This is a genomic window from Nostoc sp. PCC 9305 (assembly GCF_963920915.1).
Lineage (GTDB): Bacteria > Cyanobacteriota > Cyanobacteriia > Cyanobacteriales > Nostocaceae > Nostoc.
In genome coordinates, this window is sequence record NZ_CAWUDN010000060.1 from 37,369 (window position 1) to 49,913 (window position 12,545).

At 38.7% G+C, this 12,545-nt stretch carries 17 protein-coding genes and 1 pseudogene; 12 read left to right on the forward strand and 6 right to left on the reverse strand.

Annotation, left to right across the window (positions count from 1 at the left end; all coding sequences use genetic code 11):
• Window positions 1-493: 493 nt before the first annotated feature.
• A complete protein-coding gene (locus ACM0OX_RS21660) occupies window positions 494-949 on the reverse strand; it encodes a pentapeptide repeat-containing protein (protein WP_414517035.1) in 456 nt (151 codons plus the stop codon).
• Between the two features lie 65 nt (window positions 950-1,014).
• Between ACM0OX_RS21660 and ACM0OX_RS21665 the strand changes: the two are divergent.
• The 4 genes and pseudogenes from ACM0OX_RS21665 (at window position 1,015) to ACM0OX_RS21680 (ending at window position 4,678) form a co-directional block, all read left to right on the forward strand.
• A pseudogene (locus ACM0OX_RS21665) lies at window positions 1,015-2,071 on the forward strand (IS630 family transposase).
• Window positions 2,072-2,198: 127 nt separating this feature from the next.
• The gene (locus tag ACM0OX_RS21670) at window positions 2,199-2,672 is read left to right on the forward strand and encodes a hypothetical protein (protein WP_104899497.1); all 474 of its coding nucleotides are present in this window, start codon (window positions 2,199-2,201) and stop codon (window positions 2,670-2,672) included.
• A 253-nt stretch (window positions 2,673-2,925) separates the two neighbouring features.
• Entirely contained in the window at window positions 2,926-3,528 is a 603-nt protein-coding gene (locus tag ACM0OX_RS21675; protein ID WP_414517036.1) for a hypothetical protein, read from the forward strand.
• An 82-nt stretch (window positions 3,529-3,610) separates the two neighbouring features.
• Window positions 3,611-4,678 carry a WD40 repeat domain-containing protein gene (locus tag ACM0OX_RS21680; RefSeq protein ID WP_414517037.1) on the forward strand — a complete coding sequence of 356 codons (1,068 nt, stop codon included), beginning with the start codon at window positions 3,611-3,613 and terminating at the stop codon, window positions 4,676-4,678.
• A 208-nt stretch (window positions 4,679-4,886) separates the two neighbouring features.
• On the opposite strand, the gene ACM0OX_RS21685 is transcribed toward ACM0OX_RS21680, so the two are convergent.
• Window positions 4,887-5,618, reverse strand: coding sequence for a HEAT repeat domain-containing protein (locus ACM0OX_RS21685; RefSeq protein WP_414517038.1), 732 nt, complete (start codon window positions 5,616-5,618; stop codon window positions 4,887-4,889).
• A gap of 123 nt (window positions 5,619-5,741) precedes the next feature.
• Here ACM0OX_RS21685 and ACM0OX_RS21690 point away from each other — a divergent pair, with 123 nt between their 5' ends.
• A complete protein-coding gene (locus ACM0OX_RS21690) occupies window positions 5,742-6,350 on the forward strand; it encodes a hypothetical protein (RefSeq protein WP_414517039.1) in 609 nt (202 codons plus the stop codon).
• 81 nt (window positions 6,351-6,431) lie between these two features.
• Here the strand turns inward: ACM0OX_RS21690 and ACM0OX_RS21695 are convergent, their stop codons facing one another.
• Window positions 6,432-6,983 carry a hypothetical protein gene (locus ACM0OX_RS21695; protein WP_414517040.1) on the reverse strand — a complete coding sequence of 184 codons (552 nt, stop codon included), beginning with the start codon at window positions 6,981-6,983 and terminating at the stop codon, window positions 6,432-6,434.
• A gap of 35 nt (window positions 6,984-7,018) precedes the next feature.
• On the opposite strand from ACM0OX_RS21695, the gene ACM0OX_RS21700 reads away from it, so the two are divergent.
• The 3 genes from ACM0OX_RS21700 to ACM0OX_RS21710 all read left to right on the forward strand — a co-directional run bounded on the left by ACM0OX_RS21700 (window position 7,019) and on the right by ACM0OX_RS21710 (window position 8,407).
• Complete coding sequence (locus ACM0OX_RS21700; RefSeq protein ID WP_414517041.1) at window positions 7,019-7,171, forward strand: hypothetical protein; 153 nt, start codon at window positions 7,019-7,021, stop codon at window positions 7,169-7,171.
• Between the two features lie 193 nt (window positions 7,172-7,364).
• A complete protein-coding gene (locus ACM0OX_RS21705; protein WP_414517042.1) occupies window positions 7,365-7,586 on the forward strand; it encodes a hypothetical protein in 222 nt (73 codons plus the stop codon).
• Window positions 7,587-7,846: 260 nt separating this feature from the next.
• On the forward strand, window positions 7,847-8,407 hold the full coding sequence (locus ACM0OX_RS21710) for a ribonuclease III domain-containing protein (protein WP_414517043.1): 561 nt from the start codon (window positions 7,847-7,849) through the stop codon (window positions 8,405-8,407).
• 42 nt (window positions 8,408-8,449) lie between these two features.
• Here the strand turns inward: ACM0OX_RS21710 and ACM0OX_RS21715 are convergent.
• Window positions 8,450-9,437, reverse strand: a protein-coding gene (locus ACM0OX_RS21715; RefSeq protein WP_414517044.1) for an IS630 family transposase whose coding sequence is annotated in 2 segments (ribosomal slippage) — window positions 8,450-9,098 and window positions 9,097-9,437 — 990 coding nt in all. Because the reading frame shifts where the segments join, the coding sequence is not laid out codon by codon here.
• Window positions 9,438-9,439: 2 nt separating this feature from the next.
• On the opposite strand from ACM0OX_RS21715, the gene ACM0OX_RS21720 reads away from it, so the two are divergent.
• From ACM0OX_RS21720 to ACM0OX_RS21735, 4 genes are all read left to right on the forward strand, one after another.
• Window positions 9,440-9,886: a hypothetical protein gene (locus ACM0OX_RS21720; protein WP_414517045.1), complete on the forward strand. Its 447-nt coding sequence runs from the start codon at window positions 9,440-9,442 to the stop codon at window positions 9,884-9,886.
• Between the two features lie 3 nt (window positions 9,887-9,889).
• Window positions 9,890-10,165 carry an NACHT C-terminal helical domain 2-containing protein gene (locus tag ACM0OX_RS21725; RefSeq protein ID WP_414517046.1) on the forward strand — a complete coding sequence of 92 codons (276 nt, stop codon included), beginning with the start codon at window positions 9,890-9,892 and terminating at the stop codon, window positions 10,163-10,165.
• Window positions 10,166-10,350: 185 nt separating this feature from the next.
• Complete coding sequence (locus tag ACM0OX_RS21730; RefSeq protein ID WP_292723339.1) at window positions 10,351-10,626, forward strand: HU family DNA-binding protein; 276 nt, start codon at window positions 10,351-10,353, stop codon at window positions 10,624-10,626.
• Window positions 10,627-11,401: 775 nt separating this feature from the next.
• Window positions 11,402-11,734 (forward strand): hypothetical protein, encoded by a 333-nt coding sequence (locus ACM0OX_RS21735; RefSeq protein WP_414517047.1) that lies wholly within the window; start codon window positions 11,402-11,404, stop codon window positions 11,732-11,734.
• A 15-nt stretch (window positions 11,735-11,749) separates the two neighbouring features.
• On the opposite strand, the gene ACM0OX_RS21740 is transcribed toward ACM0OX_RS21735, so the two are convergent.
• Together ACM0OX_RS21740 and ACM0OX_RS21745 are read right to left on the reverse strand one after the other, a co-directional pair.
• Window positions 11,750-11,998: a hypothetical protein gene (locus ACM0OX_RS21740; protein ID WP_414517048.1), complete on the reverse strand. Its 249-nt coding sequence runs from the start codon at window positions 11,996-11,998 to the stop codon at window positions 11,750-11,752.
• 226 nt (window positions 11,999-12,224) lie between these two features.
• Window positions 12,225-12,506 carry a hypothetical protein gene (locus tag ACM0OX_RS21745; protein WP_414517049.1) on the reverse strand — a complete coding sequence of 94 codons (282 nt, stop codon included), beginning with the start codon at window positions 12,504-12,506 and terminating at the stop codon, window positions 12,225-12,227.
• Between the last annotated feature and the right edge of the window lie 39 nt (window positions 12,507-12,545).

Here is a 12,545-nt window from a genome sequence, read left to right on the forward strand (position 1 = left end):
GAAACACGACTTTGAGAATTAGATACAAATCTAAAATTGAGTTATGAAGAAATTTTTGATCTTCTTTGTCAGGAATATCACTTTCACGCCAATTTCCTAGAAAAAGCTTTGAATTGTAAATGTCCATTTGCCTTGATTGGTTTTATTGGCGAATTAGAATCATAAGAACTTTCTACTTATGAGTATAGATAATTGGCGTAATTGGCGCACACGGACACCTAAAGAGAAGCGATTACTATACAAAATTCTTTGCCAATCGAAACTAACCAAAAGAAGCTCCTAAAAAGCCAAAGAAGAAATTAGAATTTGACCAAAAATAATCGCAGGCTGCGGTAAATTTTATAAAGTTGCTAGCCAAAATCGCTAAAACTTAGATACAGCAAGCCCTTTTAGACCATTTTTCCGGAAATTACACCCTATCTCGGCTCAATATCACTTACGGGTATTATTGAAAATTGGTGGCTAAAATGCTTATGGGGGAATGGTTTCAGCCTTAGCGTACAATTTTCCCGTTTTGGCACGGTGACGCCTGTTTACGGTGAGGGTCTGGGTTGTCTTGCGTGGGCAGGTGCATATAAACGTACTCGCATCTAACCCCATCAAATTTGGTATCAATGCTAATGTTCCAATCTTCAATGAATGCGCCGGTGAGAATTGCACCTGTAAAATCAGTGCCGTCTAGTTGAGTTTGCTTCAGCTTTACCTTTGATAAATCTGCATCCTGTAAATTGGCTTTGCTTAAATCTGCACCAATAAAGCTAGCATCTGTTAAATTAGCTCTCTGGAGATTAACACTCCTTAAATTAAATCCATCAAAATTTTTATTTTTTCCCTGTCTTGTAATCAACAATTTTCGCACTTTTGAATTTTGAAGATAAGTCATCCCAACACGAGCGCGATCAAGGTTTCTTGCTTGAAACCATTTTGTATAAGTTAAGTAGGTGGGCATAAAAAAACTGAATTATGTAAAGATAAGTAAATACGGAGAATGCATCTACATGAGGTGACTTATATATGGGCGCTCGTTTAAGGGTATTTCTAACTCGTGAGCAAGACCAAACTCTGTTAAATCTAAGAACAGAGGAGGTGTCGCAGAAGGTTAAAGATAGAGCAGAAGTAATCAGGCTAAACGCACATGGCTGGTATGTAGAAAAAATAGCAGCCCATTTTGGTTGGGATAAGCAAACGGTTAGAGATGTTTTGCATAAATGGAGAAAGCAGGGTTTAGAGAGTCTTTGGGAATTACCAGGTCGAGGGTTAAAACCTAAGTGGAAAGAAGAGGATATCGTATTTTTAGAAGAATGTTTAAGAGTTGAGCCACGCACATATAATAGTTCCCAATTATCAGAGAAGTTAAAGACACAACGTAACGTGCAACTGAGTCCTGACAGATTAAGACGGGTACTCAAAAAAAGGGGGTCAATTGGAAACGGGCTTTGAATTTGTCATAAAAGAAAACAAGACCCGATTACAAAAGCGAGGAAACAAGCAGACCTAGACATCTTGGAGTTATCTGCTGCGGCAGGAGAAATAGACCTTAAATATCTAGACGAATCAGGGTTTTGTATGTGGAGTGAACCGGGTTACACCTATTATTTCAGGGGTGAGCAAAAACGTTTAGAACTTCACATTGCGTCGAGGTCGTAGATTAAGTATTATCGGCTTTCTCCAACCAATAATAAGCTTTGTTTATGGTTTGGTGATTGGGGGTGTTAACCGCAAGTCTTATATCGAAATGATGGAAAAAGAAGCACAAGAGGCATCGGAATTGGGACGCATAAGGGTAATTGTGCAGGATAACGGACCAATACATAGATGCCTTGAGGTACAAAAGCTATGGCCAAAGTGGGAACAGATGGGTTTGTACATCTTCTTTTTACCCAAGTATTGCTCCGAGATGAATCCAATTGAATTGGAATGGCAACACCTGAAAAAAGATGAGCTATCTGGGCAAATATTTGATGATGAATTAGACCTTGCTTATGCCGTAATTGATGGTGTTCAAGCTAGAGGAGAAAAAGGTAACTACAGTACAAAACGTGTAAAATTTCACTCTAATCCTTCTCCTTAACTTTTCGTTACATAGTTGTAAGTTTTTCCGCCCACCTACTTAAAGTAAGACCCTGTGTTGAATAAACTAAGAGGATTCATATTACAAATTATCGAGTTTTTATTCTCAGTCAGCAACCTCAATCAACATGAAAGTATTACCCGACAATAGCTTTACGATTTTGACACCTGATGAACTGCCTATAGTTCTGCAACGGCTGAATGCACAAGTTGAACCGACAAAAGTATTTAGATTCTCTAAGAAACACCTCCCTTATCAAGGAACCATTTCGGAATCAGGGTTTCAAATCAGTCGCATAATTCACTATCGGAACTCGTTTTTACCAGTGATTCGAGGACGCTTTGAAGTAGAATCTCACCAAACCTTGATTCATGTACAAATGAGGATACATCCTTTTGTGATGGCATTTTTAGGATTCTGGTTTTTATCCTGGTATGGTGCAGTCATTCCGATAACGTTGACAGGGGCTATGCCTAATTATATGGCTGCGCTATTTGTAGGTATGCCGATGTTGATGCTAATGATTTTTTGGGTAGCTTTTTGGTCAGAAGCAAATCGCAGCCGCAGTGAATTAACTCAAATTATTCAAGGACAAGTATAAGTAACCTGTTTGGGAATTAAATTGCAATATCTTGTTCATTTAAATAGTTTTTATAGTGTTATTAGTATTATCTAGTTTTTACGTTTTATTTATAATCCCATTATTGAAAATAGATAAATTTCATACTTTGATAAATAAAATGCTATTAAAGATGTAATCACCCGCTTAATTAAGAGAAAAAACCTACCAGATTACAAGATAAATACTAATTTTGAAAAGTTTTTCTGATTTTTAGAAAATTCTAGAGGTAAATATGATTAAACGCATAAAAGGATTGTTTTTGACTGCAATTTTGACTGTTTTCTTTATTGGAGTAACTGCTACTCATGCAAAAGCGGAGACTTACCTTGCTGGAGAATTTACAATTACTTTGGATGATGGAGAAAATGGCAAAACCTACAGAGGTTGTGATGCTCAGGGGAAATGTATAAATTTAGAAAATGGAACATCTTGGCGTGATAATGGTTATCGGGGTATTACCTGGGAAAATGGCGATTATACTTATTCAGTTTCCTGGCGTGAAAATGCCAATGAAGGAATGTATTTGAATATTTACAACAAAGATAAGCAGATATTACGCCGTCAACTAGTAGAGACAACTGAAAATGTAGGAACTCTCAAGGGTGTAACTTATTGTGATGTAGTGAATATTACATCTGGGCAACTGGCACTTCGTGATAGCCCGAATGGACAATCTAGGGCAGGTCTTGATAATGGCAATAATGTTTTGTTGAAGAAACAAGAGGGTATCTGGGCTTATATAAGTGTCGTTCAAGGGCCCAATACTAGAATTAATGGTTTGTCAGGATGGGTTAATTCAAATTATCTACATTGTACCAAAGAACCAATTGATTAACTAAGATTTGATTTGCTCTATTTATAAGCGATCGCGTCCCATCCAATGGGAACTATGTTATGTAATTGCGTTCCTTGGCACCATGAAATTATTGCATTTTCTCAAATCCAGACCAGTCATTATAGTTTTAGCAATTGCAGTAAACATCACTGGTATTGATGTACATTCTTCTAGTTCAAATCTTCCCATAGACAAGAGTACAATTACTCAGTTACAACCACAGATTCAACTTGTTCACACACTGACTGGGCATAAAAAAGTGACTTTTGGTGTTCGAGCCGTTGCGATTAGCTCAGATGGGGAAACGCTAATTACTGGAGGTAGAGATGATACAATTAAATTCTGGAATTTACGTACTGGGAAATTGCTGCGTAGTTTAGAAGCTGACTCAGATGGTGTCACTTCAATTGCGATTAGTCCAGATGGCAAGCGGATTGTAACTGGTGGAATAACCACCCCAACAATGAAGGTTTGGGATTTACGCACTTTCCTTATGCTAAAGGGCGACAGTGGACATACTCAACCGGTAGAAAGCGTTGCGATTAGTTCAGATGGTAAATTGATTGCTAGTGGCAGTGACGATGGCACAATCAAGCTTTGGGATTTACACACGCTTAAGCTGCTTGATACTATTCCTGCACACTCAGGATTTGTGAGTAAAGTTTCATTTAGCCCTGATATGCAAACCCTTGTGAGTAGTGGGGGTGGCGATGATAATACAATTAGGCTGATTGATTTACAAACCAAAAAAACACGCCATATTCTCAAAGGACACCAAACCGGAGTTGATGCTATTGCCATTACTCCAGATAGCATAAAGCTTGTTACTGGTAGTTTTGGTCAGCTAGTTTCTCGAAATCGTGCGATTAGTACCCTAAAGTTATGGAATCTTCAAACTGGAAAACTGCTGCATGAGTTTAGTGATAATTTTAGTTCAGTTGAATCTCTTGCCATTAGCCCCGATGGAAAAATTCTGATTTGCGGCAATTATGATGGCAGTATTAAACTGTGGAGCTTAGAGACTTTAAAGCCATTGCATACCTTTCAAGATGGTTCCAGTTCTGTTTTAGGGCTTGCTCTGAGCCGGGATGGTAAAACCCTTGTTAGTAGCAATGAGGATAGCATTATACATATTTGGCAAATTAAATAACTGCATTAGCCCTATTTTTGGCGCACGGGAACTTCTAAAAGGAGAAGCTGGTTACGGATACAGAACTTAACTTTAACTATGGGTATTCTCGCTCAAAAAGTACGATTCAAAATAGCTTTTCTAAAATCGGTACTTTTCCGTTTCTAACACGCCATTTGTCGACAGCAAATACAAAACAGACAGACCACTAGAGTTCTAGAAAATAGATTTAATTGGTAGGTAAATTGTATGGTTTACGCAGTGGTGGTTCTCCTCCACTCATAAGAGTAACTGAATCTTCAGCTTCCTCACCTACAGACCACCACCCAGCTACGATTGTTTTATCAGTCTGCGCCAATAGTTGCAGCTTGGGCAAAGTCTCCTTGATTTCTAAAGCACCGGCAGCAAAACATGACCAAAATCTAACTTCAGGTTCAGTATCATCCAACCCTTGGATAATTACACTCACTGCTGGCTGATATAAATTTTCTGGTAATTCATGAGAGAGCTTATTGCCAATTCCCTCTAATGCTTGCGCTCTAACAAAAGGAGCCTCAGCAATGTTTGCTGCTACTTCGGTCAGCGTACTAATAACTTCCTGATTTCCTTGGTAATTCGAGAGAAAAGAGATTGCATACACCACACTATTTCGCTGTATGGGATCAGAACTAGTAGACAGAATAGACAACAAAGATTTTAGGTGCTTCTCAGTAGCGATGAGACTAAGGGAAGTTGCTGCTTGCATCCATAATTCATGACGTTGACTAGACAAAGTACGAATAAGAGCATCAGCGTCTCGATCATCACCGACTCTTCCGAATAACCAACAAGCTGTCTGTGCTTTCTCAAAGTCAAGGGTATCAATCCAATTACCACTACGGGAAGCAAACCCTAGTCTTTCAAGTGTCTCGATCTCACCTACTGCTTCTGGAAATTGATTTTTGACTTCTTGAAGATTCATAAATTGGTGTAAAAATAGCGTCGCCCACACTAGGGGCTTATTGGCTGAAAGTATTACTATTCATCTTAATTTGTAAATGGCTGTAACCAATAAATTCAACTATGCTGAATTTATCAGTGAAGAGTGCAGATTCCACAGGAGATAGCTTTGTTGAATATCAACCTTTCTTTTTGTATCTGGTTAAAACAACGTTATCCAGTCATTGGAGTTTTATTGCTTGCTATGTCTATTACAGCTTGCAGTAACTCTGCTACATCACAATTAGCATCTGCCAATCGCCCAATGCTGGCAAATCTTTCGGACAGGTCTAATCCATCTTCTCCACCCGCTTCTGGCACACAAAATCCTGACAATAACCAGTCCCAAGAACAACAAGCAGTCCAACTCATTCATGATTATTACGATGCCATTGCTCGCCAAGACTATAAACAAGCTTACTTGGCTTGGGATGGAGATGGTACTGCCAGTAAGCAATCATTTGAGGAATTTCAGCAGGGTTTTGCTAACATCGTATCCATTGTTGAAGAAGTCGGAAAACCGGGTTCTTTAGAAGGGGCAGCAGGCTCGCTATATATTGAAATTCCCGTTACTGTTACGAGTGTTACTAGCAATGGAACTCCACAGCGTTTTCGTGGTAGCTATAAGCTGCGAAGAGTCAATAACGTTCCTGGCTCAACTCCAAAGCAACGGAGATGGCATATCTACTCGGACAATATTTCTCTTGAGCAGTAATTGGTTCTAGATTTCCCTTTTCTCTTTAACCGAACTGTATTGCAACGTGATTGAAGCAGTTAGCCTAGAAAAATAGGTAATTTAACCAAGATAAGGATATTGTGGCGGTTTGATTTCCAATAATTCTGTCCAGTATTTTATAGCATTATGTTTGGTGGTTTCTGTGTCACGCGATTTATGAACTTTGCATATCTCCATTATAAAATATGTAAGTTTAAGAGCAGTAAGTAAGTTCATCAACCCTACCGCTTGAAAATGTTGTAAAAATAAGTGAATAATAGTTTGTAATTTTTGTTGATGACGAAAATACATCCACCATTTCATTTGATGTATGGCAATGCTGTTTTGATAAAGTAATGTAGTTTCTACTTGGGTTAATTTATCTTTAACTTGATGATAAAACTGTATTTCTTTTTCAAAATCACCTGCTTCTTGGGCTAAAACAGCATCATCAGATAATTGATAAGCCTGACTAATTAAATTACCTGCCGTTTCGGACTGCTGTTGAGTATAACCAAGTTTCATATATATAGTAGCTGCTGCTGATGCCAATTCTGCAAACTCCTCAGCATCATGTAACCAATATATTTGTGCTTGTAATTCCCCTAGTGTGGCTGCTAAAGTCTCATTCATATTCAATCTAACTTTTCCTATAAGGCAATTTGGTAGTGATTGACCATAGCAGTATTTTAGGTGTTAGGCGATGTCTGCTGCCTACGGTGGCATTAGAGGAAACTGCGCGTGGTTGCAGGCTGTTGGTGGGTACGCCATACCACCTTTACTATGTGTTTTCTAGTCCATTACTAGCCAGTTGTATGTAGAGAAGCGATGACCGAGTGCTGTGGGTTGGCTGCTGAGTTCTACAGCGTTGGGTCAACAACTGGCGATTTGTGTCTGTTCTGTTGATATCTTATTTAAACTGCAATTCACAGACTTGTGATGCCAAATTGCCAAAACCTATGAATATGGTTCGTAATATAACTTCAAATTTTTCAAGCGAACGCGAGTAGGGTCTTGTACAGAGGAAAACCAAGAGCGATCGCTCTCTTCACTCCTCAAATTCCTAACCCTGCTAAAATCCCTATATTTAATCACACAAACCTACTACCATTCCTGGCAAAGGATTTGAGCAGCACCAAACTACAAAAATCGATAAACTTGTTGAATATGCTGCGTCAACAACAGGGTCAAGTATGTTGGTGGAAAATCTGGCGCGAAGATCCGGTTTGGATCTAGAGATTCGGTTTGGGAGTTTTTGTGTTAGAAAAGCTACTGTTGAGGGAAAACTGAAAACAAGACCTCGTGTTGAATAAACTAAGAGGATTCAAGTCAGAAGCAAATCGCAGCCGTCGTGAATTGGCTCAAATTCTTGAGGGGCAAGTATAGTTAAGCTATTTTAAGATTAAGTCACATAAGACTAACTGCACTGGGATGAGGCAGTGAACCCAGGCAATGGGATGTTTACAAAAATCAGTAAAAGTTAGAGTACTAATAACATGAGTATAAATATTGAAGCAGTTCAACAAGCAATTTGTATCCCCAACTTCAAAAAAATAGATTTACTTGAAATTGCCTTGACTCATCCTTCACAAATTTATGAAAATTCCAATAATCGACAGCAGCAAGATAAACAGGAGCGCAATTATAGAAGATTGGCAATTTTGGGAGATGCTATTTTAGGTACTGTTGTAATTGACTATCTATATCAAGAATATCCAGGTTTTAATCAAGAGAAAATTACTAATATAAAAAGCCATATTGTAAGTAGAAAAACCTGCTACAAGTTTGCAAAACAGTTAAATCTGAAATTTTTATGTTTATTGGGAGGAAGTGAACGTTTTCAAGATGAAAATAAACAAATAGAGCTTTTTGGCGAGATGTTTGAAGCTTTATTTGGAGCTATATATTTACATTATGATAGGATTTTGTCTCTAGCTAGCGAATGGTTAATCAATTACTTCATCAAATCTAGTATTAATGATTTCCTCCAATCGAATCAAATTTTAGAAGAGCCGTCGGTAGACTATTTACAAGCTATTATAGCGGTATGCATTTGAATGAGATACGAACTTGTGTACTAGAGGTTTGATTTACTGAATTCAAGAGTTACTTGGAAGACTTGATAGTGGCTCTACGTATTCAGTGATGCAATAGCAACAATGAGTAAACCAGTGATGAATATCTTGAAGAGAGACTTGTTGAAAAGCCCTGTTAATGGCTTGAGCTAAATCATGATAGGTGCGAGGAGCGATAGAACGAATAAACTCTTTCACTTTCGACCAACAGTTTTCTATAGGGGAGAAGTCAGGGGAATAGGAAGAGAGAAAGTGTAGAGTAGCTCCTGCTTGCTCTAGAATAGGGCGTAAAAAAGCTTCTTGATGAATGGAAGCATTGTCCATGACTACACAGGCTCCCGCCCAGAGGTTAGGTACTAGTCGCTGGGAAATAAACGCCTCAAAAGTTAAACCATCTGTTGCCCCCACAATAGCAATAGAAGCGACAACACCTCGCAATGCGATTGCACCGATGACGCTGACATTCCGACCTCGTTGTTGAGGACGAGTCCCATAAGCTCTTTGTCCCGATAGGGCCCGTCCGAATCGGCGAGTCATTCCTAAATTCACTCCCGCTTCATCTATGAAGACTAAATTCTCCACAGGTAACATAGTCATTTGTTGTCGGTACTCTCTCCGTAAATTTTGAACTCGCTCGGTTTGTTTTTCACTGGCATGAAGCGTTTTTTTTGCGGGTCAATCCCAACCGGGTCAATACACGACTAATAGTGGAGTTACTTAAGAGAACCTGAGTCTGTTCATACAGTTGCTCTCTCAACTCTTCTAAGGTGGTATCATTCTTGTGTTCTACTAGTTCTCCCAAAACTATTATGTTTTCTGGACTCAGTTTCAGACTTTGACCACCTCCATGACTCTTGGCTTCTAGCGTCCCCTTCTCTCTGTATTGTTTAAGCAGTTTATATATAAAACTTGGGGCTACTCTGAACCGCTCTGCCAACTTACGTTGAGATATAGATTCGCGTTCATAAGTTTCTGTAATTTTCCGCCGCAAATCTATGGAGTATGCTTTCATTAGTGACAAATTTTACTTCTTTGATCTCTATAGTACATTTGAGTGTCTCTCACTCAAGTGAAAACCGCTATAGTTCACTTAATATCGATGAATCACTTAAATTTATAAAGCAGAAGAAGGAAGAAGCTGATGCTTTAGTTGCACAAGATGAGGAATTACAGAGTCTATTATCTTGGATAGATAAGAAATCATCTTTAGTTAGCCCTAGCTATAAACGTACACAAGTTAAAGCTTTTTATCTAGCTCTCATGTGTATATTTATTCTTGGCTTTGTTCGTAATTCTAACCCTAATGAAAATATTAATAGCCAAGTTCGCACCTTTTTTGATAGTTTTAATCGTGTAAATAATCTGGGACTTGAAGTTTCTTTTAAATTTAACCCTACTTTTGATCCAGCTAATATCATTGCATCAATATTAATATTGGATATTGAACCTGAACTTAAGTAAGCTTTGCAAGAATTAAAAATCGAATTACCTAATCCAAAAACAGAACAATTAAGATTTGGTGACTGGCGGCAAGCTCATGGTCAAAATTGGCTTGATAGAATAAAACAGGTAATTGGTTATGATTTAGTATTGAGCAAACATCAAAAAGAATTATTAAAGCAATATTATGAAAAAAATTTATCAATTATGGAGTGTATAAATAAGAGTCAATTAGCTATTGAACAAAAACAAGAGATTGAAAAAACCTTATTTTTACCTACTCAAAGCAACGATATCTAAATTGGGTGGCGCTAGTTAAATGATGTAGCTTTTACTAATGTCAGATATTGTTTGTCATCAAGTTTTTTGAAAATTGTCAGTTAATTTTCGTATGCTGCTTGATTGTTAGTCCTTTCCCCCCTTTCGCAACAAGAGGAAGTAATGGTAAAGTAAATTTCCAATACTGGCATACTTCAGGGTGATTTATGAACAAAGGTGAGCTAGTGGATGCTGTAGCAGCAAAGACCAACATCACAAAAAAGCAAGCTGATGAAGTCATTAGTGCTTTTTTGTCAGTTGTTACCGAGGCTGTAGCTAATGGTGAAAAGGTAACGCTGATTGGTTTTGGGTCATTCGAGCGACGCGATCGCTCAGAGCGCGAAGGGCGTAATCCGAAAACCAATGAGCCAATGACTATCCCAGCGACGAAAGTGCCTGCGTTTTCTGCTGGAAAGCAGTTTAAAGAAAAAGTAGCGCCATAGATGAATTGCTTTATTACTGGCAATCCAATCACTGCTTCCTCTGTAGCGTTCGCTGTTCTCAAGACGGCGTGGGGCAACGGTAGATGGAATGTGAGCGTTGAATTGCAGATGTTGCAGATAGCGTAGACGTGCAAGCGGCAAGTCGAGTGACATCGCTTACGATTACTGCTTAGTGCTACGATTGCTGAGTCCAAATTTACTTACATATACAAAAAAAGTTGTTTGAGCTATTAGAATTCCGAGCGCTGTACCGGAGAATGCTGCCTGAGCTTGAAAAATTGTAAGCTCATGAAGGTTTGGGGGTTCAGGCCCGAATTCTAGATGGAATTGCCATCTTGCTGCTTGTGGATTGGTAAGAAAACTCAGAAATAGACTTAGAATATAGCCAAGAACCGTAAATAATAAAGCTGTAGGGATAGTCAGCTTTAAGTTTTGAAAGAGTAACGAGCGCATGGAGAAAATTGTTTAACTTTAAAGTTTTTACAACTATTCTGATAGTTACACAATTATGAATTAATTACGAATTGCGAATTAGTAATTATTAGATAGTGCCTGGATTTCCCCCTGGGAAGCAGTTACGGAAAAAGTAGAGCCATTGATAGATTGCTTTACCACTAGCAATCTAATCCGATGCAAAGCCCTAGCTCTCGCTGTTTTTCAGGGAGCATGTGGCAACAGTAGAGACAACGTGAGTGTGGGATTGTAGATGTTACATGAAAGCGCGATCGCTGTGTTGATTTTGGGCATTTTAAAGTAGCGTTTACTCAATATTGCCATGTTTAAAGGATTCGGTCGCAGTCAGAAAAAATCAGTGCTTGAGGACAATGAACTGACCACAGGGATTGTTCAACATCCAGTTACGGGACTTTGGCAGACATGGATATCATTTACTGGTCATGATATACAGTGTGTCACTGCCCATAATCAGCGAGAGGATGCTAATAAAATAGCTAAACAGATTGCTGATGCTTGGAGTGAAGGGAAATATAAAACTGGGGAAGAGGTGACAGCTTTTATTAAATCTCTGCCGACTGATGCTGTCATAGACCCATTGCCCCAAAATATTGTGATGCAATTAAGTCAACAGGCATTAAGCGCAAGGAAGTAAAAAAGTACGAATATCTTAAATTGAGTCATCCATCCAACCGCATTCACAATCCCAATGTACTCTTGAGGTGTAGTCTCGGTCAAAGGATGCACTGCACTGGGGACACTTACCAGTAAACATTGGATGCCAATCAAGTAACTCCAGCTTTTGCTGTTGCGTCCACCTCTGTTGTGGTTGCAGTATTAATTCACTGTTATAGTAGCTTGCCCCCTCCGGTTGCCATAACTCCTCTGCTTTGGCGTTGGGGTCAAGTCGAAAGTCCAAGCAGCTCTCACCCTCTACCCCATCAGGGTGAACGACACAGACGAGGTGGGGGTTATGTGAATAGAGGAGACTGTCACTGGAAGGATAACTTTTCCGTCACGAAAGGCTTATGCTTCTAATACACCTCAGAAAAGTTATGCTTCCAAGCAGGGATGAACAAAAATATTGGTTTATCGCAAAAGAATAGGTTGAACATGATTTATCAAATCATGATTATCGTGGTATATCAATTTTCATAACCGAGTTCCTGTCGAGTTTTAAATAAGGCATCTTGAAAAAATTGATCCCGTGTATATCCTGGTTTGGTTAAAAGTTTCCTAACTTGAGCAAGGGTAGGTTCTTTTCCCTGCTTATGAAGCTTAAAAATAGCCTCGTTCATTTCATGAATCACTTGATTTCTCTTCTCTAATGTGCAAGCGTTTCGATATTCTTTGTGACGCTTGGAGATTTGATAGCAAAGTTCAGGAAAGAGTTTATACAATTTGGGACTATTTAAGTAGGTGGGCATAAAAAAACTAAACTATGTAAAGATAAGTAAATACGGAGA

What these genes read in the sequence shown, in the direction of transcription:
- ACM0OX_RS21660 (WP_414517035.1), bottom strand. Translation starts at nt 949, where the DNA reads ATGCCCACCTACTTAACTTATACAAAATGGTTTCAAGCAAGAAACCTT.
- ACM0OX_RS21670 (WP_104899497.1), top strand. Translation starts at nt 2,199, where the DNA reads ATGAAAGTATTACCCGACAATAGCTTTACGATTTTGACACCTGATGAA.
- ACM0OX_RS21675 (WP_414517036.1), top strand. Translation starts at nt 2,926, where the DNA reads ATGATTAAACGCATAAAAGGATTGTTTTTGACTGCAATTTTGACTGTT.
- ACM0OX_RS21680 (WP_414517037.1), top strand. Translation starts at nt 3,611, where the DNA reads ATGAAATTATTGCATTTTCTCAAATCCAGACCAGTCATTATAGTTTTA.
- ACM0OX_RS21685 (WP_414517038.1), bottom strand. Translation starts at nt 5,618, where the DNA reads ATGAATCTTCAAGAAGTCAAAAATCAATTTCCAGAAGCAGTAGGTGAG.
- ACM0OX_RS21695 (WP_414517040.1), bottom strand. Translation starts at nt 6,983, where the DNA reads ATGAATGAGACTTTAGCAGCCACACTAGGGGAATTACAAGCACAAATA.
- ACM0OX_RS21710 (WP_414517043.1), top strand. Translation starts at nt 7,847, where the DNA reads ATGAGTATAAATATTGAAGCAGTTCAACAAGCAATTTGTATCCCCAAC.
- ACM0OX_RS21730 (WP_292723339.1), top strand. Translation starts at nt 10,351, where the DNA reads ATGAACAAAGGTGAGCTAGTGGATGCTGTAGCAGCAAAGACCAACATC.
- ACM0OX_RS21735 (WP_414517047.1), top strand. Translation starts at nt 11,402, where the DNA reads ATGTTTAAAGGATTCGGTCGCAGTCAGAAAAAATCAGTGCTTGAGGAC.
- ACM0OX_RS21745 (WP_414517049.1), bottom strand. Translation starts at nt 12,506, where the DNA reads ATGCCCACCTACTTAAATAGTCCCAAATTGTATAAACTCTTTCCTGAA.